A 20,481-nucleotide genomic window follows, 5' to 3' on the forward strand; every position below is an offset into this window, starting at 1 on the left:
TTGCACATCACTCGCGTGGCTTGGGGTCTTTTGCAAACAGCGCCTTCTGGTACGCGTCGTAGGACAGCAGGCGGTTCTTCGTGGCCGTGAACGCGTCGCCTTCGACCGGCTGAGGGTTCTTTTCCTGCGGGTCGTCCTCGAGGTGGTAGCGCACGAGGGTATCCGGGCTGTATTCGTAGATGTACTTGTACGGGTGCTCCACCAGTGCAGAAGACAACTGGTCGAAGAACGTCGACATGTAAAACACCCGTTTGCCGTGGTCCCTGAGCAAGCTGATGCCTTGCACGTTGAACGGCGCGTCGGCCACCGCGAAGAAGTCGGCAATGGTGGGGGCGATGTCGGTCTGCTGGCTGGTGGTCGAAATCGGCTTGGCCAGGGTCTTGCCCTTGGCCCAGAAGATCAGTGGCACGGTCACTTCTTCTTCGTGCATGGACGAGTTGTGAATGAACAGCCCGTGTTCGCCGAACGACTCGCCATGGTCGCCCACCAGCACGAACAGGGTGGAGTCGAGCAGGCCCGCCTTGTCGTACCCCTCGAGCATTTGCCCGATCAGGGTGTCGGTGGTCTCGATGCAGGTTTCGTACTTTTCCAGCGCTGACTGCGAGGCGGAAGTGCCCGTGCAGTCGTAGGGGTAATGCGCGGCGCTCGGGAAGTACAACGCGATGAACCCTTTACCGGTTTTGCTGATGGCCTGCAGGTAGGGAATGCTGGATGCGTACAGCAGCTCGTCGCTGTCGCCAAAACTGCTGTTGTTCTGCGCCAGTGTGTTGGCGGGCGCGATGTCGGCGACGGCATAGGCGTTGGCAACACCGATGGATTTGAGGAAGCCGTCCATGTTTTCGAACTGCAGGAAGAGTGAGCTGAAGGCCACGGCCTGCATGTTCTTTCGTTGCACCAGTTCATGGATCACGCCGGGCTGGTGCAAGGGCATCGCCTCTTTGATTTCAACGCCGGGGTAGGCGTGTTGCCCGGTGAAGATCGAGTAGTAGCCTTTGGAGGAATGAGGCACCGTCACATACGACTTGAACAGCATGCCCTCGCGCGAAAGCCTGTCGAAGGTGGGGAAGCGCTGGGCGGTGCTGACTTCGGCGCCGAAAATGCTGTTCCAACGCACCGACTCCATGACGATGTACACCAGGTTCTTGAAGTCTGCTGTGGGCGCGGTCTCAAGTTTGCGCAGGGTGTTGATGGTGGACACGGGGTAAGCGGGTTGTTCGAAGGGCAGCAGGTTGGGGTGCAGGCTCGCATTCACCTGGGTGGCGTTCTGCAGGGCTGAGACCAGCGAGCGGGTGACGATGTTGTCGTTCAGGTCATAGCGGGCGTCCTTGGCGAAGACCGCCCCCAGCAGCAGGCCGCACAGCAACACGACCAAGCCCAGCGTGCGCGCCCTTGCCGGCGTGGCAGGCGGGCGCTTGAGCGCCTGGTAGGTGGCCAGGCCCACCAGCCCCCAAGTGGCCAGGTAAGCCAGGAACAGCACGAACACGATGAAGCGGAAGGTCAGGCCAAAGCCTGCCAGCTGGTTGAGGAATACCGGCGCCCCCGACGTCAGGTTGCTGGCATTCTCGAGGCTGTATTGGATCAGCGACCAGTCCAGCGGTTTGAGCCAAAGCTCCCTGACGCGCATGTCTATCAGCAGGAACAGCAGCAAGGCGCCGCACAGGATGCTGACCAGGAAAAAGTTGTACCTGTGCCTGCGCAGCGTGGTGACAGCGACCAGATAGACCAGGCCCGCCAGCAGCAGGTCTTGCAACAGGTACAGGGCAATACTGGCAAGGTCGGTGTCGATCCAGCGGTTGGAGAAGTAGCTGACCAGGATGATCTTCGGCACCAGCAGCAGCGCAACGGCAAACAGCAGCGCAACCTCAAGCAGATGGTTTCTTCGCTCCATGGCGCTTCGCTCCCCCGAGTCCCTGCACAGGCCAATGACATCACTTAAGCAGCACGTCCCTGTTTGGGCAAGAAAGCCCCGGGGTGGCGTTATACGCGGCTGCGACAAGACTTCACTTAATATTTCGCAAATGCAGGTGTATCGTATTCGCCCTTCATCGCCGGCCATTGCCGGTGTGCTGATTGTGCAGAAACGAGGTACCCGCACCGATGTCCTTTACCCGTCGACAAATGCTCAAGGGCCTGACCGGCCTGGTGGTGGTAGGCCTGGGCGCCGGGGGCGCAGCGCGCTACTGGCTGGGCAAGGTCGAGGATGACAACGCCGGGCACGACTACGAGCTGATCGCCGCACCCCTGGATGTCGAGCTGGTGCCGGGTTTCAAGACCGAGGCCTGGGCCTTCGGCCCGTCGGCGCCGGGTACCGAGCTGCGGGTGCGTCAGGGCACCTGGTTGCGGGTACGCTTCATCAACCACCTGCCGGTGGAAACCACGATTCATTGGCACGGTATCCGCCTGCCGCTGGAAATGGACGGTGTGCCTTACGTGTCGCAGTTGCCGGTCAAGCCGGGCGAGTACTTCGACTACAAGTTCAAGGTGCCGGATGCGGGCAGTTACTGGTACCACCCGCACGTCAGCAGCTCCGAGGAGCTCGGTCGTGGCCTGGTCGGCCCGCTGATCGTCGAGGAACGCGAACCCACCGGCTTCCAGCACGAGCGCACCCTCAGCCTGAAGAACTGGCATGTCGACGAGCAGGGCGCCTGGATGCCCTTCAGCGTGCCGCGCGAAGCTGCCCGCAACGGCACCGCGGGCCGGCTGATCACCATCAATGGCCAGCCCGACTCGGTCACCGAGCTGCCGGCCGGGCAGGTGGTGCGGGTGCGCCTGCTTAACCTGGACAACACCTGGACCTACCGCCTCAACCTCAAGGGCAACTGCGAGGCGATGATCTACGCCCTCGATGGCAACCCGGTCACGCCGCGTCCGCTGGACGACGATTACTGGCTCGGGCCGGGCATGCGTATCTGCCTGGCCATCCGCATCCCCGAGGCGGGCGAGGAGGTGTCCCTGCGCGACGGCTTCGTGCGCCTGGGAACCCTGCGCTCGGTGGCCAGCAACCAGGCGCCGGGCGACTGGCCCAAGGCGCTGCCGGCCAACCCGATTGCCGAGCCGGACCTGGACAATGCCGAGAAACTCAACTTCAACTTCGAATGGGTCGGCAAGGTCTCGGTGAACACCGACAACGGCAAGCCGCCGAGCCTGTGGCAGATCAACGGCCAGGCCTGGGACATCACCGACAAGACCTGCGCCGACCGACCGATCGCCACGCTGCAGAAGGGCAAGAGCTACATCTTCGAGTTGAAGAACATGACCCAGTACCAGCACCCGATCCACCTGCATGGCATGAGTTTCAAGGTGATCGCGTCCAATCGCCGCAAGATCGTCGAGCCGTGGTTCACCGACACTTACCTGCTGGGCAAGAACGAGCGTGCCCAGGTGGCATTGGTGGCCGATAACCCGGGGACCTGGATGTTCCATTGCCATGTCATCGACCACATGGAAACCGGCCTGATGGCCGCGATCGCGGTGGTCTGATGCGCCCACAGATCATCGATCGCAGCCGCGATCAGGAATTCATGCGCCTGGCGCTGCAACTGGCCGCCGAAGGCGCAAGCCTGGGTGAAGTGCCGGTGGGTGCGGTGCTGGTGCAGCATGGCCAGGTGATCGGCCAGGGCTTCAACCGGCCGATCATCGACAGCGACCCCAGCGCCCACGCCGAGATGGTTGCCATCCGTGCTGCGGCGAAGTCCGCCAGCAACTACCGGCTGCCGGGCAGCACCCTGTACGTGACCCTGGAGCCCTGCAGCATGTGTGCCGGGCTGATCGTCCATTCGCGGGTGGCGCGGGTGGTGTACGGGGCGCTGGAGCCCAAGGCCGGCATCGTGCAGAGCCAGGGGCAGTTCTTCGGGCAGGGCTTTCTCAACCATCGGGTGATGGTCGAGGGCGGGGTGTTGGCGCAGGAGTGTGGGGCGATTCTGAGTGAGTTCTTCAAGGCCAGGCGGGCGAAGGCGTAGCTCTGGCAGTCTTGTGTCGCCTGTACCGGCCCTTTCGCGGGTAGACCCGCTCCCACAGGCGCCATGGGAAGCCGGAATTACATCGCCGGCGACTGCTCCGCCGGCTTGTCCTTGTTCACCCCTGGCACATGCAGGTTGCCTTCGGCCACCTGGCCCTCGAGCTGCGGCTGGGTCACCCAGGTGAGGATGTCGTAGTAGCGGCGGATGTTGGCCACGAAGTGCACCGGCTCACCGCCGCGGGCATAGCCGTACTTGGTCTTGCTGTACCACTGCTTCTGCGACAGGCGCGGCAGCATCTTCTTCACGTCCAGCCACTTGTTCGGGTCGAGCTTTTCGCGCTTGGCCAGGGTGCGGGCGTCTTCCAGGTGGCCGCTGCCGACGTTGTAGGCGGCCAGGGCGAACCAGGTGCGGTCGGGCTCCTTGATGCTGTCGTCGAGCTCTTCCTTGATCTTCATGAAGTACTTGGCACCGCCCTGGATGCTCTGTTTGGGGTCGAGGCGGTTGGACACCCCCATGGCCTGGGCGGTGCGCTGGGTGAGCATCATCAGGCCGCGCACGCCAGTCTTGGAGGTGACTTCCGGTTGCCACATGGATTCCTGGTAGCCGATGGCCGCCAGCAGGCGCCAGTCCACTTGCTCGACCTTGGCGTAGCTCTTGAAGTGCTTCTCGTACTTGGGCAGGCGCTGCTGCAGGTGCTGGGCGAAGGTGTAGGCGCCCACGTAGCCGAGTACATCTACGTGGCCGTAGTAACGGTCTTTCAGGCGCTGCAGGGTGCCGTTCTTCTGCGCCTTGTCGAGGAACTCGTTGACCTCGTTGAGCAGGCTGTTGTCGTCACCGGCGGCCACCGCCCAGCGCTGGTCGCGGCTGTCGCCCAGGTCGAAGGCCACGCGCACGTTGGGGAAGTAGACCTGGTTCATCGCCAGCTCATTGGAGTCGACCAGGGTCAGGTCGATCTGGCCTTCGTCGACCATGCGCAGCAGGTCGACCACTTCGACGGCGTCGGACTCTTCGTATTCCAGCCCCGGGTTCTGCTTTTTCAGTTCCGCCAGCTGGTCGGCGTGGCTGCTGCCCTTGAGCACCATGATCTTCTTGCCCACCAGGCCTTTGGCATTGGTGGGGCGCGAACGGCCATTGCGGTAGATGACCTGGGGCGTGACTTCAAGGTAGGGGTGGGAGAACTTCGCCTGGGTGGCGCGCCGCTCGCTGCTGACCAGGCCGGCGGCGGCCAGCACCGGGCCGGACGGCTTGCCCAGTTGGTCGAACAGTTGGTCGAGGTTGTCGGCGGTCTCGATCTGCAGCTTCACCCCAAGGTCGTCGGCAAAACGCTTGACCAGCTCGTACTCGAAGCCGGTTTCGCCGTTGCGGTCCTGGAAGTAGGTGGCCGGGCTGTTGCGGGTAATCACGCGCAATACGCCGTCCTCCTTGACGCGTTCGAGGGTGCTGGGTTTTTCAACGCAGGCACCGAGCATCAGGAAGAGTCCGGTTGCGAAGAGCCATTTGGCGCAACGCTGGCGTAAAGCAGTGTGGGCGAACATAGCGTGCAGTATACGCAAAGGACTGCTGGCGCCATATCTCGACAATATGCGGGTTGTCTGGTAGCGGATTCTGCGCCACTGGCGGCATCAAGGCGCGCGTGGGGGCGGGCTTGCCCCGCGATTGGCAGGTACTGGCGGCGCATGTGCGGGCTCTGGCGCTACCGCGGGGCGAGCCCGTTCCCACGTCTGGACGGGTGTTTTTTTTGACTCCCAGGTCCGGTTCCACCGCCCGGCAGCATTGGCTTAGAGCGGGTGCCGAAAGCCTGCAAATTAGGCTAGAATGCACGGCCTCTAAGCACACCCCTTCCTGAGGCTGTCCCGACGATGTTGATCCTGCGCGGCGCTCCTGCCCTTTCTGCCTTTCGCCACGGTAAATTACTCGAGCAACTGAGCCAGAAAGTCCCCGCTGTTACTGGTTTGTATGCCGAATTCGCCCACTTCGCCGACGTCGACGGCGAGCTGACCGCCGACCAGCAGCAGGTGCTGGGCCGTCTGCTCAAGTACGGCCCGAGCGTGCCGGTGCAGGAGCCGAGCGGCCGCCTGTTCCTGGTGGTCCCGCGCCTGGGCACCATCTCGCCTTGGGCTTCCAAGGCCAGCGACATCGCCCACAACTGCGGCCTGCAGTCGATCCAGCGCCTGGAGCGCGGCATCGCCTACTACGTCGCCGGTGAACTGTCCGAGGCCGATGCCCAGCTGATCGCCGCCGAGCTGCACGACCGCATGACCCAGCGCGTGCTGGCCAAGCTCGAAGGCGCCGCCGACCTGTTCAGCCACGCCCAGCCCAAGCCGATGACCTCGGTCGACGTGCTGGCCGGTGGCCGCGCCGCCCTGGCGCAAGCCAACATCGACCTGGGCCTGGCCCTGGCTGAAGACGAGATCGACTACCTGGTCAATGCCTTCCAGGGCCTGAAGCGCAACCCGAACGACATCGAGCTGATGATGTTCGCCCAGGCCAACTCCGAGCACTGCCGCCACAAGATCTTCAACGCCAGCTGGGACATCGACGGTCAGGAGCAGGAAAAAAGCCTGTTCGGCATGATCAAGAACACCTACCAGATGCACAGCGAAGGCGTGTTGTCCGCTTACAAGGACAACGCCTCGGTGATCGTCGGTTCGGTGGCCGGCCGCTTCTTCCCGAACCCTGAAACCCGCCAATACGGCGCGGTGCAGGAGCCGGTGCACATCCTGATGAAGGTCGAGACCCACAACCACCCGACCGCCATCGCCCCGTTCTCCGGCGCCTCCACCGGCTCCGGCGGTGAAATCCGCGACGAAGGCGCCACCGGCCGCGGCGCCAAGCCCAAGGCTGGCCTGACCGGCTTCACCGTGTCCAACCTGCGTATCCCGGGCTTCGAACAGCCATGGGAAAAAGCCTATGGCAAGCCGGAGCGCATCGTCGACGCGCTGGACATCATGATCGAAGGCCCGCTGGGCGGCGCTGCGTTCAACAACGAATTCGGCCGCCCGGCACTGACCGGCTACTTCCGTACCTTCGAGCAGAGCATCAACACCCCCCACGGCGAAGAAGTGCGCGGCTACCACAAGCCGATCATGCTCGCCGGCGGCATGGGCAACATCCGTGAAGATCACGTACAGAAGGGCGAAATCACCGTCGGCGCCAAGCTGATCGTGCTCGGCGGCCCGGCCATGCTGATCGGCCTGGGTGGCGGCGCCGCTTCGTCGGTGGCCACCGGCGCCAGCTCTGCCGACCTGGACTTCGCCTCGGTGCAGCGCGAAAACCCGGAAATGGAGCGCCGTTGCCAGGAAGTCATCGACCGTTGCTGGCAGCTGGGTGACAAGAACCCGATCGCCTTCATCCACGACGTGGGTGCCGGCGGTATCTCCAACGCCTTCCCTGAGCTGGTCAACGACGGTGGCCGCGGCGGGCGCTTCGAGCTGCGCAACGTGCCCAACGACGAGCCGGGCATGGCCCCGCACGAGATCTGGAGCAATGAATCCCAGGAGCGCTACGTGCTGGCGGTCAGCGCCGAAGACTTCGAGCGCTTCCAGGCCATCTGCGAGCGTGAGCGCTGCCCGTTCGCGGTCGTTGGCGAAGCCACCGAAGAACCGCACCTGACCGTCACCGACAGCCACTTCGACAACACCCCGGTAGACATGCCGCTGGACGTGCTGCTGGGCAAACCGCCGCGCATGCACCGTTCGGTGACCCGCGAAGCCGAGCTGGGCGATGAGTTCGACCCGAGCGGGCTGGACCTGGACCAGGCTGTCCAGCGCGTGCTGAACCACCCGGCCGTGGCCAGCAAGAGCTTCCTGATCACCATCGGCGACCGTACCATCACCGGCCTGGTCGCCCGCGACCAGATGGTCGGCCCATGGCAGGTCCCGGTGGCCGACTGCGCCGTCACCGCCACCAGCTTCGACGTCTACACCGGCGAAGCCATGGCCATGGGCGAGCGTACTCCGCTGGCACTGCTGGATGCCCCGGCGTCCGGCCGTATGGCCATCGGCGAAACCCTGACCAACCTGGCTGCCTCGCGCATCGAAAAGCTGTCCGACATCAAACTGTCGGCCAACTGGATGTCCGCCGCTGGTCACCCGGGTGAAGACGCCCGTCTGTACGACACCGTCAAGGCCGTGGGCATGGAGCTGTGCCCTGAGCTGGGTATCACCATCCCGGTCGGCAAAGACTCGATGTCGATGAAGACCAAGTGGAGCGAAGAGGGCGTCGAGAAGAGCGTCACCTCGCCGATGTCGCTGATCATCACCGGCTTTGCCCCGGTTACCGACATCCGCAAGACCCTGACCCCAGAGCTGCGCATGGACAAGGGCGAAACCGACCTGATCCTGATCGACCTGGGCCGCGGCAAGAACCGCATGGGCGCTTCGATCCTCGCTCAGACCTACGGCCAGATCGCTGCCCAGGCACCGGATGTCGATGACGCCGAAGACCTCAAGGCGTTCTTCGCCGTGATCCAGGGCCTGAATGCCGACGGCCACCTGCTGGCCTACCACGACCGTTCCGACGGCGGCCTGCTGACCACCGTGCTGGAAATGGCCTTTGCTGGCCACTGTGGCCTCGACCTGCAACTCGACCCGCTGACCGATGCCAAGGCTGACGTGCCGGCCATCCTCTTCAACGAAGAGCTGGGCGCGGTCATCCAGGTTCGCCAGGACGCTACCCCGGACGTGCTGGCACAGTTCAGCGTCGCCGGCCTGGGCGACTGCGTCGCGGTGATCGGCAAGCCGATCAACAACGGTGAAGTGTCCATCAGCCTCAATGGCGAAGTGCTGTTCGACGATGACCGCCGCATGCTGCAGCGCCAGTGGGCCGAGACCAGCTACCAGGTCCAGCGCCTGCGCGACAACGCCGACTGCGCCGACCAGGAATTCGACCTGCTGCTCGAAGAAGACAACCCTGGCCTGTCGGTCAAGCTTGGCTACGACGTCAACGACGACATCGCCGCGCCGTACATCAAGAAGGGTGTGCGCCCACAAGTGGCGATCCTGCGCGAGCAGGGCGTCAACGGCCAGGTCGAGATGGCAGCCGCCTTCGACCGCGCAGGCTTTGCCGCGATCGATGTGCACATGAGCGACATCCTCGCCGGCCGTGTCGATTTCGAAGCCTTCAAAGGCCTGGTGGCCTGCGGTGGTTTCTCCTACGGCGACGTGCTCGGTGCCGGTGAAGGCTGGGCCAAGTCGGCGCTGTTCAACGCCCGTGCCCGCGATGCCTTCCAGGCGTTCTTCGAGCGTACCGACAGCTTCGCCCTGGGCGTGTGCAACGGTTGCCAGATGATGTCCAACCTGCACGAGCTGATCCCGGGCACCGAGTACTGGCCGCACTTCGTGCGCAACCGCTCGGAGCAGTTCGAGGCGCGCGTGGCCATGGTCGAGGTGCAGAAGTCCAACTCGATCTTCCTGCAGGGCATGGCCGGTTCGCGCATGCCGATCGCCATCGCCCACGGTGAAGGCCATGCCGAGTTCGCAAGCGAAGAGGCACTGCTGGAAGCCGACCTGTCCGGTTGCGTGGCCCTGCGCTACGTCGACAACCACGGCAAGGTTACCGAAGCCTACCCGGCCAACCCGAACGGCTCGCCGCGCGGGATTACCGGCCTTACCAGCCGTGACGGTCGCGTGACCATCATGATGCCGCACCCGGAGCGTATGTTCCGCGCCGTGCAGAACTCCTGGCGCCCGGACGAGTGGCAGGAAGACGCGGCCCTGATGCGCATGTTCCGTAACGCGCGCGTCTGGGTGAACTAAGGGTGCACAAGCTCGCCTTCTTCGTCCCCGACAGCCATGTCGAGGTGGTCAAGGCCGCTGTGTTTGCCGCCGGTGGCGGACGCATCGGCGACTATGACCACTGCGCCTGGCAGACCCTCGGCCAGGGCCAGTTCCGCCCGTTGGACGGCAGCCAGCCGTACCTCGGGCAGGCCGGCCAGGTCGAGGTGGTCGAGGAGTGGAAGGTGGAGCTGGTGGTGGCCGACGGGCTGATCGTTCAGGTCGTCGACGCGCTCAAACGCAGCCATCCGTATGAGACACCGGCTTTTGAGGTCTGGCAGTTGCTGGACCTTTGAGCCGAGGTTTGCATGTATACGAAAAGGGTGGGCCTAGGCCCACCCTTTTTTGTGCTCAAAGGTTATTGCAATCAAAAGAACGGGAAGAGATTTCTGAAACTTTCGCTGGTCTTGATCGGCGTGTAGTTCTTGTTCTCATCAAGCTCGCGCAGAAGTTGCCGTGCATGTTTCTGGTAACTGTCACGCAGCTCGTCGAACAGGCTTGAAGAGGCACCCCGGGCAATTTCCTGTTCATGGGTACTTGCCCATTCGGCGACGATTGCATCCTGCCAGTCGGTATCATAAGGGTGCTGAATGAGGGCGGTGGCTTCTTCTGAGGGTGGCAGTGCAAGCTCACCCCGCCAGTACGCCTGCATGTGACTGCCCAACTGGCGTACTGCCTCTTTGGCGAGCAAGGTCGCCAGTTCGTGGAAGGGGTGGGTGTCGTGGTCCTTGGCCAACTGTGAGTGGGTCGGGTCTACGCCCGGCGTAGTGTTGGGGTCATCACCAAACTCTGTCTGGAAATCGTCCACCAGGTCGCCGAGTTTTGTCAGCAGTGACTGGAAGACTTGATTGCAGTAATGGCCGACTACCCGCAACGGCAGGGTCACTGCCCAATACACATAGTGGGCAAAGCGGAACAACGGGTTATCGGCGAGGTTGTCGCGCAGAGCCAGCAGTCTTTCCAGTGCATTCAGCCACATGGGATTTTCCTGCTCGCGGAGCAGAATCAGCATCAACTTCTCGGCATCGCTACGGTGGCCACGTTCAATGCCCTCGAACGCCGGAGGGTTGGCGGGGAACATCATCTTGCCCAACGGTTCGGCGACACTGGCGAGGATGTCGAAACCGCTGAACAGGCCGGTAACCACCGGCAGGCCATGTTCACAATCGGTTTCTGTTGTCCAGGGCAGTACGTCCTCATAGCCAAGTTTGCGCAAGCTGAGCTCGACGAAGTTGGAATGGGCGAAATAGTCTTCAACGATATGCAGGGCCTCGCCGAAATGCCGCAGGCGATCAGTTTTTTTGTCGGAGTACCCAGCCCTTTGGATGTGGTGATGCAGGTTAATGATCGGCCTATCCATGTAGACCTTTCTCGATAGAGTGCGATAGACCATGGTTGCGTCATCACCTGGCCTGACCGGCGCTTCGAAATCCTCGTCGATTTCCCTGGGGTCGAGGGGCATCTCGCTATGGTCGGTGGGGTTGTCGATGTGTTCCGACGGGCGATACACCCCGAGCAGATCGGTAGTCACCCTGTAGGCTTCGCGCCCCTCATCGGTGTTCTGCAGGCTGTTGAACGTTTTGAGTGCCAACAGATCGACGATCTGGGTGAGGACGTCTCTGGAGATCTTTCCGGGGAATTGCTTGGGAGCATCTTTGGGGCGAACGAGCTTGGGGTCGATCAGTTGCGAATGGTCGCGTAGCCAGTTGCCGAAGTAGACAGCCTGGACTTCCTGCGCACTGAAACCGACTTCCCTCAGCGCCTGCGCGATCGTTTCGTGGCCACCTTCGCCTGCGGCGAACCGTGGTTGTGGCCCGACACGACGCAGTTCTGGGATCACCGCTTCGACAGGGGGCGCGTCGCTCACATCCAGTGCCAGTGTCAGTGCTTCCCCGGCAACGGTGAAATAGCCGAACACCGTGCCGTTCTCGGGGGAGCTGTCGATGAAGGTCATCATGCTGGCGTATTTACCGGCAACTTCCTGCGCTTGTTCAGGTGTCGGTGGCAACAGATCGTCCTCGCCCATGGCGTGGCGCTCGATCTGGATCAGGTTGGCCAGATGGTCACCAAAGGCGCCGAGCAGGGCCAACAGGAGTTCGGGTGTGTCTTGTGGATTGGCGAGCACCCGGTCGATGGCCGCCTGGTCGATGAAGATGACCTGCAAGCCGTTGTCGTAGCGGGTGATGGAGTCTTGCTGCTTCACCACCTGGTAGGCAGGGTTGTCGAGGGCGCCTTCAAGTATGTCAGTGCGCAGCTTGAGATAGACCTCTGCCGGGACTTGCGGGCCGAACACCGGCATGAAGGTGAGCAGGAAGTCGAGCTCCGGGGTACCCATGGCAAATTCGGCAAGCTGGTCGTGAGCGAAAGAGCTCTCGAAAACGGGTGCTTCTTCCTCGTGCATCGTGGCGTTGTTCATTTCGTGCATGTCGCGTCCTCTCATCAGATGTGTAGGACGTTCAGCGTGATAGTTCACAAGCGCCGGAAGAACATGGAACTGGGTCCTACAGTGATGCGGGAAATATCTTTCTTGGTGTTCCTCCAGGTCTGAGTCGGCTGGCCGCAGCCGCTGACGACCCTGCCGTCAGTGGCTGCCGTATGACCTGTTGCAATCGATTTACCGCGCCTTTCAGGCGATGCCGATTTCCCCGCCGTCGTTGCGCTGGATGACCACGGTCGAAGAGCGTGGGCGCACCTTTTCGCCCGTCGGCGTGGCATCGGTGGCGATCCCGCCGGCTGGCCAGTTTTCAGGGTGCTGGATGTTGACGAACAGGGTTTTGTTATCCGGGGTGAAGGCGATGCCCGTCACCTCGCAGCCATTGGGCCCGACGAAGAAACGACGCAGGTCCGCCTGGTTGCTGGCGTTGACCGGAATCTGCTTGCCGTTGCCATCCACCAGGTCGGTTGGGATCACCGCCAGCAGCTGGTCGTTGGTGTAGCTGGTCACGCTCTGTTCGCCGTTGTCGGTCTCGAACCACAGCACGCCGCGGCTATCGAAGCGCATGCCGTCGGGGCTGGCGAACTGGTTCATCTCGGTCAGGCCGGAGCGGTTGATGTCCGGGCCACCGGCGGCGTTGGCGCCGAACACGAAGATGTCCCAGGTGAAGCGCTGGTGATCGTCGCTTTCGTGCCAGCGGATGATGTGGCCGTGGCGGTTGGGGCCGCGTGGGTTGGCCGCATCGACCTTGTCCGGGCTGCGCGCGCTGTTGTTGGTCAGGGTGAGGTAGGCGTCGCCATTGAGCGGGTTGACCGCGGTCCACTCGGGGCGGTCCATCGGCGTTGCGCCCACGGCGTCAGCGGCGCCACGGGTATTGAGGATGATGCCCGCCAGGTCGCCAAAACGTGCCCCTAGGGTGGCGCCGTCCGTCGTGGCGGTTGCGGCATCGAGCAGCAGCCACACACCCTTGCCGTCGGCATCGAATCGCGCCACGTAGAGCTTGCCCTTGTCCAGGTACTTGGCGCCGGTGGCCAGGCGGTCGGTGGGCTTGGCGTCGGCCGGGTCCCACGGCGCGTCCGAGACGAACTTGTACAGGTACTCGTTGTTGGAGTCGTCGCCGGTGTACCAGACCAGCGGCTTGCCGGCCACGGCCAGGCCCGGGCAGCAGCCCTCGTGGCGCAAGCGCCCCAGCGCGGTGCGCTTCACCGCCCGGGTTGCGCTGTTGTACGGGTCAATCTCGACGATGTAGCCGTAGGTGCTGGCCTCGTTGCGGAAGTCGTCGCTGGCGCTGGCACCGCTCGGGGTGATGTTGAAGCGGGCGAATTCGTCGTCGAACTCGCTGGCGTCACCGGCGGCGGTTTCCCAGCTGTATTGGCCCGTGGTGGCGGAGACGCCGATGCGCACCTGGTCGGCAGGGCGGGTGGCGGTGTTGACGAAGATGCCCGGCCAGTTCTCCTCGCAGGTCAGGTAAGTGCCCCAGGGGGTGTAGCCGTTGCCGCAGTTGTTGTTGGTGCCGCGGCATTGCATGCCGCTGGGCGAGAAGCGGGTCTTGACGTGCTCGGTGCCACGCAGGGGGCCGGCGATGTCCATCACCGTGGCGGTGGTGAAGCGCCGGTTCAGCGGGTCGTTGTCGACCACCTGCCAGCGCCCGCTGACTTTGCGGATGCGCACCACGCCGGCGCCGTGGGCGTTGATCTCCTTGCGCACCTCTTCGGCCGGGCGTTTGCCGTCGACCGTGGTAGGGCCGGCCGGGTGCAGGGCGGCGGTGTCGATGTATTCGAAGTTGATCGCCAGCAGGCCGTCGTCGGAGCTGCCATCGATGGGGAAGAAATGCATGCCGTCATGGTGCATGCCCATGGCATTGGCCTGATCGGCGGCGCTGTTGCTGCCGTCCGCTTGCCAGGGTTTGCCGCTGCTGGTGAGCGGCGTGCCCCAAGGCGCCAGTACATAGGCGCTGTAGCCGGCGGCGACGACGCAGGCGTCGGTGCGCGAGCCCTTGATCGATTGGAAGCCGAGTTTGGGTGTGGCAGGTTTCGGCGTGGGGGCAGGGGTGCTGGCGCCGCTGTCGAAGCAGCCGGTCAGGCCTGCGCCGGCGATCATGGCGATCGCAGCGCCAAGGCCACCGCGTACCACGGCGCGACGGCTCAGGTAGGTGTCCATGACGCTGGCCATCGGCAGGTTGCCGCTCAGGTTGCGGTCCAGGTTGTCGCCGCTGTCTCGACTCATCAGGCTGTCCTTTGTTCGCTGATTTTGTGGCAAACCGCGACTTTAAGACGCCAATGTGATGATTGTTTGGCAGAAATGTTACCGAGAATGATTCGGTCGGCTCAGGGGCGGATTTCGATCAGGGTGCCGTCCTTGACCATGCTCCACACTTCGCGCATGTCGTCGTTGCGCATGGCGATGCAGCCCTCGGTCCAGTCGAGGGTGTGGAAGTACCACTCCGGGTATTCCTCGTTGATCGGGGTGCCGTGGATCATGATCATGCCACCGGCATCCACCCCTTCACGGCGGGCCTTGGCGGCATCGGTGATGTTCGGGTAGGAGATGTGCATGGCCAGGTTGTAGCGGTCGCTGACCTTGCGCCAGTCCAGCCAGTACAGGCCCTCGGGGGTTTTCTTGTCGCCCTCGCGCACCTTGGCGCCCTTGGGTTGCTTGCCCAGGGAAATGCGGTAGGTCTTGAGCGGTTCGCCACGGCTGATCAGTTGCAGGCGGCGTTCGGACTTGAGCACCAGCACTTTGTCGATCAATGGCCCCTGCACCACCGCGCTGGCGGGTGAAACGGGCTGCACGACCGGTTGTGGCTTGCGAATGATGGTTTCGGTGAACGCGGCATGCGACACCGAGGCGACACTGAGGCAGAAAAGGGCAAGCAACCAGCGCATGAAACCGTATCCCTGAAAACTTAAGTGGTGGATGACGCGACATTCATCGGCGGCAGGTATTCATGGCCTATCGGGTAGTGCTGCCTGACGCGGTCGCGATAGTAGCATTCTAGTGTGCGTGTGACGGTGCGGAAAGCCAGCTCATCCCAAGGCACCTCGTGTTCCTCGAACAACCGCACCTCCAGGCTTTCGACGCCGACGGCGAAGTCCAGGTCAGCCAGTTCCGCGCGGAAGAACACGTGCACCTGGTTGATGTGCGGCAGGTCGAACAACTGGTACAGGCTCATGTGCGTGACCCGGGCGCAGGCTTCTTCGACGGTTTCGCGACGAGCGGCGGCGTCGAGGGTCTCGCCGTTCTCCATGAAACCGGCGGGCAGGGTCCAGAAGCCGCGGCGTGGCTCGATGGCGCGGCGGCACAGCAGCACCTGGCTGCCCCAGGTGGGCAGCACGCCGGCAACGATGTTGGGGTTCTGGTAATGGATGGTCTGGCAATGCTCGCAAACATACCGCGGGCGGCTGTCGCCTTCGGGGATTCGCTGGATGACCGGCTGGCCGCACGCGCTGCAGAATTTCATGCTTTCATCATTCCTGTGGGGTCTGGCTATCTTGGCGCGCGCGGTCGGCCCACTGCAAGCAGCCCGGGGCAGGGCTTGGGTGCCCGCAGGCTTTGGTGCATCATGCACGGCAGGCCTTGGAATCGAGAGTGCGTAATGCTGGACGAGCTTCTTCGCCGAATGAGCAACCACACCCCTGCGTCACTGCAGATGGACAGCCGTTTCCCGGAAGCAGCGGTGCTGTTACCCATCACCCGCAGCGATGAGCCCGAGCTGGTGCTCACCCTGCGTGCCAAGGGCTTGTCCACCCACGGTGGCGAAGTGGCGTTCCCTGGCGGGCGGCGCGACCCGGAGGACCCGGACCTGGTGTACACGGCCCTGCGTGAAGCAGAAGAAGAGATCGGCCTGCCGCCCGGCCTGGTCGAGGTGATCGGCCCGCTCAGCCCGTTGATTTCATTGCATGGCCTTAAGGTGACACCCTTCGTCGGCGTGATCCCCGATTACGTCGAGTACCACGCCAACGATGCGGAAATTGCCGCCGTATTCACGGTGCCGCTGGCGTTCTTTCGCCAGGACCCGCGCGACCACACCCACCGTATCGATTACCAGGGCCGCAGCTGGTACGTGCCCAGCTACCGCTATGGCGACTACAAGATCTGGGGGCTGTCGGCGATCATGATCGTCGAGCTGGTCAACCTGCTGTTCGATGCCGGCATCAGCCTGCACAAGCCGCCAGAGCGATTCATCCAGAACTGAGCGGGGCACACCCCGCCACCGGCGTTCAACCGTGAGGAGCGACACATGAAATACCGCCTGGGCGACCTGCGGGTCGAGACCCATCCCACCAGCTGGGCCGCACCCAATGCCACGCTGATCGGCAAGGTACGCCTGCAGGCGCGTGCCAGCGTGTGGTTCGGCGCGGTGCTGCGCGGCGACAACGAGCTGATCGACATCGGCGAGGACAGCAACGTCCAGGACGGCACGGTGATGCACACCGACATGGGCTCGCCGCTGACCCTCGGCAAGGGCGTGACCATCGGCCATAACGCCATGCTGCATGGCTGCACGGTGGGCGACTACAGCCTGATCGGCATCAATGCGGTGATCCTCAACGGTGCGCGCATCGGCAAGCACTGCATCATCGGCGCCAATGCATTGATCCCCGAAGGCAAGGAAATCCCCGACGGCTCGCTGGTAATGGGCTCGCCTGGCAAGGTGGTGCGCGAGCTGACCGAGCAGCAGCAGCGCATGCTCGAAGCCAGTGCTGCGCATTACGTGCACAACGCCCAGCGTTACGCCCGTGAACTGGTGCTCGATGAAGACTGACGAACGGCCCGTGGCCTCGCCCTGCGTCAGCATTTGCGCCCTGGACGAGCAGGATATCTGTACTGGGTGCCAGCGCACGGTGAGCGAGATCACCCGCTGGGGGCGCATGGACAACCAGGAACGCCGTGAGGTGCTCAAGCGCTGCCATGAGCGGGCGGCGGCGGCGGGGCTGATCATCGGCTTGTGAACCGTCGCGGTTTCACTCGCGGGTAAATCGCAGCGGCGAACCGCCGCTCCCACAGTTACGACGCTTGCCTCAAGGCTAGCGCGATCCATGTGGGAGCGGCGGTTCGCCGCTGCGATTTACCCGCGAAGAGTCTGGCGCTGACCTTGAATTCAAGTATTCTGTGCGGCTTGCCCAACATCCAGAAAGCCCATGTTCTACCTCATCGCCTACATCAGCAGCGTGGTGCTGATCAACTACGCCTTCTCCAGCGCACCGCACCTGGATGTGATCTGGTCCGCCTGGGGCGGGTTGGTATTCATCCTGCGCGACATGGTGCAGACCCGCTACGGCCATGGTGCACTGTTGGCCATGCTGATGGCGCTGGTGCTCTCGTATGCCACCTCCGAGCCTGCCATCGCCCTGGCCAGCGCTACGGCGTTCTTCGTCTCCGAACTGATCGACTGGCTGGTATTCAGCGTCACTCGCCGCCCCCTGCGCGACCGCCTGTGGCTGAGCTCGGCGCTGAGCATCCCGGTGGACACCTTGATCTTCTTCGGCATGATCGGCGCATTGACCCCTGTGGTGATCGGCACGGCGCTGGCGTCGAAGTTCGCCGGGGTCACTGCGGTGTGGCTGATCATGGCCTGGCGCGCCCGGCGCGCGGTGGTCGTATCCTGATGTAGAATGCGGGTCCAATTTTCAGCGGGCGGCAGCCAGCGTGGCGCGGCCCCGGACGCCTTCGAGGACCTGAAATGACCCGTATCGGAACCCCATTGTCGCCCACCGCGACCCGTGTACTGCTGTGCGGCTGCGGCGAGTTGGGCAAGGAAGTGGTGATCGAGCTGCAGCGCCTGGGCGTCGAGGTGATCGCCGTCGACCGCTACGCCAATGCTCCGGCCATGCAGGTCGCGCACCGCAGCCACGTGATCAACATGCTCGACGGCGTGGCCCTGCGCGCGGTGATCGAGGCGGAAAAGCCACACTACATCGTTCCCGAGATCGAGGCCATCGCCACCGCCACGCTGGTGGAGCTCGAGAACGAAGGCTTCAATGTCGTCCCCACCGCCCGCGCCACTCAACTGACCATGAACCGCGAAGGCATCCGCCGCCTGGCCGCCGAAGAGCTGGACCTGCCGACCTCGCCGTACCACTTCGCCGACACCTTCGAGGACTACAGCAAGGCCGTCGCCGACCTCGGCTACCCCTGCGTGGTCAAGCCGGTGATGAGCTCGTCGGGCAAAGGCCAGAGCCTGCTGCGCAGCGCCGATGACCTGCAGAAGGCCTGGGACTACGCCCAGGAAGGCGGCCGTGCCGGCAAGGGCCGGGTGATCATCGAAGGCTTCATCGACTTCGAATACGAAATCACCTTGCTGACCGTGCGCCATGTCGGCGGCACCACCTTCCTCGAGCCGGTCGGCCACCGTCAGGAGAAGGGCGACTACCAGGAGTCCTGGCAGCCTCAGGCCATGAGCCCGAAAGCCCTGGCCGAGTCGCAGCGGGTGGCCCAGGCGGTCACCGACGCCCTGGGTGGGCGTGGCCTGTTCGGCGTCGAGCTGTTCGTCAAGGGTGACCAGGTGTGGTTCAGCGAAGTGTCGCCGCGCCCGCACGACACTGGTCTGGTGACCTTGATTTCCCAGGACCTGTCGCAGTTCGCCCTGCATGCCCGGGCGATTCTCGGCCTGCCGATCCCGGTGGTGCGCCAGTTCGGCCCGTCGGCTTCGGCGGTGATCCTGCCCGAAGGCCAGTCGCAGCAGACCGCCTTCGCCAACCTGAACGCCGCCCTGAGCGAGCCGGACACCGCCATCCGCCTGTTCGGCAAGCCTGAGATCAACGGCACCCGCCGCATGGGCGTGTGCCTGGCGCGTGATGAGTCGGTCGAGGCCGCACGGGCCAAGGCGACCCGCGCTTCGCAGGCGGTCAAGGTCGAGTTCTGATCTGAAATGCATCGCGGGGCAAGCCCGCTCCCACGCCAATAGCTACATGGCGTGGGAGCGGGCTTGCCCCGCGATTGTTTCAGCGGTTCAAAGCTCGGTATTGCGGGTTTCTTTCAGGCACAACACGGCAATCAGGCTGATCACCGCCGCCGCCGACACATATCCCCCCACCCAGCTCAAGCCCCCCATGCTCACCAGCTTCTGGGCAAAGAACGGTGCCGCCGAAGCACCGACGATGCCGCCCAGGTTATAGGCCGCCGAGGCACCGGTGTAGCGTACGTGGGTCGGGAACAGCTCTGGCAGCAAGGCGCCCATCGGCGCGAAGGTCACCCCCATCAGGAACAGCTCGATGCTCAGGAACAGTGCCACGCCCGTGGTCGAGCCCGAGGTGAGCAGCGGCTCCATGGCGAAGCCCGAGGCGATGGCCAGCAGCGCACCCACGATCAAGACCGGCTTGCGCCCGTAGCGGTCGCTGAGCCAGGCCGACAGTGGCGTGGCCAGGGCCATGAACACCACGGCGAAGCACAGCAGGCCGAGGAAGGTCTCGCGGCTGTAGCCCAGCGTCGACACGCCGTAGCTCAGCGAGAACACCGTGGAGATGTAGAACAGCGCGTAGCACACCACCATCGCCGCCGCGCCCAGCAGGGTCGGCAGCCAGTATTGGGCGAACAGCTCGACCACCGGCATCTTGACCCGCTCCTGGCGCGCCACGGCCTTGGCGAATACCGGGCTTTCCTCGAGTTTCAGGCGCACGTACAGGCCGACCAGCACCAGCGCGGCGCTGAGCAGGAACGGAATGCGCCAACCCCAGTCGCGGAACTGCTCGTCGCTGAGCACCAGGGCCAGGGTCAGGAACAGGCCGTTGGCAGCCAGGAAGCCGATCGAGGGGCCCAGTTGCGGGAACATGCCGAACCAGGCGCGCTTGCCTTCGGGGGCGTTCTCGGTGGCCAGCAGCGCCGCGCCACCCCATTCGCCGCCCAGGCCCAGGCCTTGGCCGAAGCGCAGGATGCAGAGCAGGACCGGCGCCCACACGCCGATGCTGTCATAGCCCGGCAGCACGCCAATCAGCGTGGTCGAGACGCCCATCAGCAACAGCGAAGCGACCAGGGTCGACTTGCGCCCGATACGGTCGCCGAAATGACCGAACAGCGCCGAGCCCAGTGGCCGGGCGAGGAACGCGATGCCGAAGGTGAGGAAGGCCGCGAGCATCTGCGCGGTGCCCGACCCGGATGGGAAGAACACCGGCCCGATTACCAGGGCGGCGGCGGTGGCGTACACGTAGAAATCGTAGAACTCGATGGCGGTGCCGATGAAACTGGCGGTGGCCACCCGCGCAGGCGAGTTGACCGGGGCCGCCGAGGCAGGTTCGGCGTAGGTGCTGCTGGTAGTCATGCGTAGGTCCCTGACAGTCGATGCTCCATGGGGCACGGCCCATGTGGCGGGCACACG

General features: G+C 63.9%; 16 protein-coding genes. 9 read left to right on the forward strand and 7 right to left on the reverse strand.

Annotated elements, in window-relative coordinates:
• Window positions 1-7 precede the first annotated feature (7 nt).
• Complete coding sequence (locus DM373_RS09305; protein ID WP_110993281.1) at window positions 8-1,888, reverse strand: sulfatase-like hydrolase/transferase; 1,881 nt, start codon at window positions 1,886-1,888, stop codon at window positions 8-10.
• A 209-nt stretch (window positions 1,889-2,097) separates the two neighbouring features.
• On the opposite strand from DM373_RS09305, the gene DM373_RS09310 reads away from it, so the two are divergent.
• Window positions 2,098-3,480 (forward strand): multicopper oxidase family protein, encoded by a 1,383-nt coding sequence (locus DM373_RS09310; protein WP_110993282.1) that lies wholly within the window; start codon window positions 2,098-2,100, stop codon window positions 3,478-3,480.
• Entirely contained in the window at window positions 3,480-3,959 is a 480-nt protein-coding gene (gene tadA, locus DM373_RS09315) for a tRNA adenosine(34) deaminase TadA (RefSeq protein ID WP_110993283.1), read from the forward strand. Before DM373_RS09310 ends, tadA begins: the two co-directional genes overlap by 1 nt.
• Before the next feature lie 77 nt (window positions 3,960-4,036).
• Here the strand turns inward: tadA and mltF are convergent, their stop codons facing one another.
• Complete coding sequence (gene mltF / locus DM373_RS09320; protein ID WP_110993284.1) at window positions 4,037-5,494, reverse strand: membrane-bound lytic murein transglycosylase MltF; 1,458 nt, start codon at window positions 5,492-5,494, stop codon at window positions 4,037-4,039.
• A 324-nt stretch (window positions 5,495-5,818) separates the two neighbouring features.
• Between mltF and purL the strand changes: the two genes are divergently transcribed.
• Window positions 5,819-9,715, forward strand: coding sequence for a phosphoribosylformylglycinamidine synthase (purL, locus tag DM373_RS09325; protein WP_110993285.1), 3,897 nt, complete (start codon window positions 5,819-5,821; stop codon window positions 9,713-9,715).
• Window positions 9,716-9,717: 2 nt separating this feature from the next.
• Window positions 9,718-10,029: a YqfO family protein gene (locus DM373_RS09330; RefSeq protein WP_110993286.1), complete on the forward strand. Its 312-nt coding sequence runs from the start codon at window positions 9,718-9,720 to the stop codon at window positions 10,027-10,029.
• A gap of 71 nt (window positions 10,030-10,100) precedes the next feature.
• On the opposite strand, the gene DM373_RS09335 is transcribed toward DM373_RS09330, so the two are convergent.
• From DM373_RS09335 to DM373_RS09350, 4 genes are all read right to left on the reverse strand, one after another.
• Entirely contained in the window at window positions 10,101-12,158 is a 2,058-nt protein-coding gene (locus DM373_RS09335; protein WP_157966831.1) for an HET-C-related protein, read from the reverse strand.
• Window positions 12,159-12,359: 201 nt separating this feature from the next.
• The gene (locus DM373_RS09340) at window positions 12,360-14,393 is read right to left on the reverse strand and encodes a PhoX family protein (protein WP_110993288.1); all 2,034 of its coding nucleotides are present in this window, start codon (window positions 14,391-14,393) and stop codon (window positions 12,360-12,362) included.
• Window positions 14,394-14,494: 101 nt separating this feature from the next.
• Window positions 14,495-15,052, reverse strand: coding sequence for a L,D-transpeptidase family protein (locus DM373_RS09345; protein WP_110993289.1), 558 nt, complete (start codon window positions 15,050-15,052; stop codon window positions 14,495-14,497).
• Between the two features lie 20 nt (window positions 15,053-15,072).
• The gene (locus DM373_RS09350) at window positions 15,073-15,627 is read right to left on the reverse strand and encodes an NUDIX hydrolase (RefSeq protein WP_110993290.1); all 555 of its coding nucleotides are present in this window, start codon (window positions 15,625-15,627) and stop codon (window positions 15,073-15,075) included.
• 135 nt (window positions 15,628-15,762) lie between these two features.
• Between DM373_RS09350 and DM373_RS09355 the strand changes: the two genes are divergently transcribed.
• The 5 genes from DM373_RS09355 (at window position 15,763) to purT (ending at window position 19,032) form a co-directional block, all read left to right on the forward strand.
• Window positions 15,763-16,362 (forward strand): CoA pyrophosphatase, encoded by a 600-nt coding sequence (locus DM373_RS09355; RefSeq protein ID WP_110993291.1) that lies wholly within the window; start codon window positions 15,763-15,765, stop codon window positions 16,360-16,362.
• A 45-nt stretch (window positions 16,363-16,407) separates the two neighbouring features.
• Complete coding sequence (locus tag DM373_RS09360; protein WP_110993292.1) at window positions 16,408-16,932, forward strand: gamma carbonic anhydrase family protein; 525 nt, start codon at window positions 16,408-16,410, stop codon at window positions 16,930-16,932.
• Window positions 16,922-17,119, forward strand: coding sequence for a DUF1289 domain-containing protein (locus tag DM373_RS09365; RefSeq protein WP_110993293.1), 198 nt, complete (start codon window positions 16,922-16,924; stop codon window positions 17,117-17,119). The genes DM373_RS09360 and DM373_RS09365 overlap by 11 nt, the downstream gene beginning before the upstream one ends.
• A 189-nt stretch (window positions 17,120-17,308) precedes the next feature.
• Window positions 17,309-17,776: a VUT family protein gene (locus DM373_RS09370; protein WP_110993294.1), complete on the forward strand. Its 468-nt coding sequence runs from the start codon at window positions 17,309-17,311 to the stop codon at window positions 17,774-17,776.
• 74 nt (window positions 17,777-17,850) lie between these two features.
• On the forward strand, window positions 17,851-19,032 hold the full coding sequence (purT, locus tag DM373_RS09375) for a formate-dependent phosphoribosylglycinamide formyltransferase (protein WP_110993295.1): 1,182 nt from the start codon (window positions 17,851-17,853) through the stop codon (window positions 19,030-19,032).
• An 87-nt stretch (window positions 19,033-19,119) separates the two neighbouring features.
• Here the strand turns inward: purT and DM373_RS09380 are convergent, their stop codons facing one another.
• Window positions 19,120-20,424: an MFS transporter gene (locus DM373_RS09380; RefSeq protein ID WP_110993296.1), complete on the reverse strand. Its 1,305-nt coding sequence runs from the start codon at window positions 20,422-20,424 to the stop codon at window positions 19,120-19,122.
• Between the last annotated feature and the right edge of the window lie 57 nt (window positions 20,425-20,481).

The sequence above is a fragment of the Pseudomonas sichuanensis genome, assembly GCF_003231305.1.
GTDB classification, from domain to species: Bacteria; Pseudomonadota; Gammaproteobacteria; order Pseudomonadales; family Pseudomonadaceae; genus Aquipseudomonas; species Aquipseudomonas sichuanensis.

Bases quoted from the DNA above. Each gene is read 5' to 3' on its own strand.
- DM373_RS09365 (WP_110993293.1), top strand. From the start codon at position 16,922: ATGAAGACTGACGAACGGCCCGTGGCCTCGCCCTGCGTCAGCATTTGC.
- tadA (WP_110993283.1), top strand. From the start codon at position 3,480: ATGCGCCCACAGATCATCGATCGCAGCCGCGATCAGGAATTCATGCGC.
- DM373_RS09345 (WP_110993289.1), bottom strand. From the start codon at position 15,052: ATGCGCTGGTTGCTTGCCCTTTTCTGCCTCAGTGTCGCCTCGGTGTCG.
- DM373_RS09340 (WP_110993288.1), bottom strand. From the start codon at position 14,393: ATGAGTCGAGACAGCGGCGACAACCTGGACCGCAACCTGAGCGGCAAC.
- DM373_RS09305 (WP_110993281.1), bottom strand. From the start codon at position 1,888: ATGGAGCGAAGAAACCATCTGCTTGAGGTTGCGCTGCTGTTTGCCGTT.
- DM373_RS09370 (WP_110993294.1), top strand. From the start codon at position 17,309: ATGTTCTACCTCATCGCCTACATCAGCAGCGTGGTGCTGATCAACTAC.
- purL (WP_110993285.1), top strand. From the start codon at position 5,819: ATGTTGATCCTGCGCGGCGCTCCTGCCCTTTCTGCCTTTCGCCACGGT.
- DM373_RS09310 (WP_110993282.1), top strand. From the start codon at position 2,098: ATGTCCTTTACCCGTCGACAAATGCTCAAGGGCCTGACCGGCCTGGTG.
- DM373_RS09350 (WP_110993290.1), bottom strand. From the start codon at position 15,627: ATGAAATTCTGCAGCGCGTGCGGCCAGCCGGTCATCCAGCGAATCCCC.
- mltF (WP_110993284.1), bottom strand. From the start codon at position 5,494: ATGTTCGCCCACACTGCTTTACGCCAGCGTTGCGCCAAATGGCTCTTC.
- DM373_RS09380 (WP_110993296.1), bottom strand. From the start codon at position 20,424: ATGACTACCAGCAGCACCTACGCCGAACCTGCCTCGGCGGCCCCGGTC.
- purT (WP_110993295.1), top strand. From the start codon at position 17,851: ATGACCCGTATCGGAACCCCATTGTCGCCCACCGCGACCCGTGTACTG.
- DM373_RS09360 (WP_110993292.1), top strand. From the start codon at position 16,408: ATGAAATACCGCCTGGGCGACCTGCGGGTCGAGACCCATCCCACCAGC.
- DM373_RS09355 (WP_110993291.1), top strand. From the start codon at position 15,763: ATGCTGGACGAGCTTCTTCGCCGAATGAGCAACCACACCCCTGCGTCA.
- DM373_RS09335 (WP_157966831.1), bottom strand. From the start codon at position 12,158: ATGCACGAAATGAACAACGCCACGATGCACGAGGAAGAAGCACCCGTT.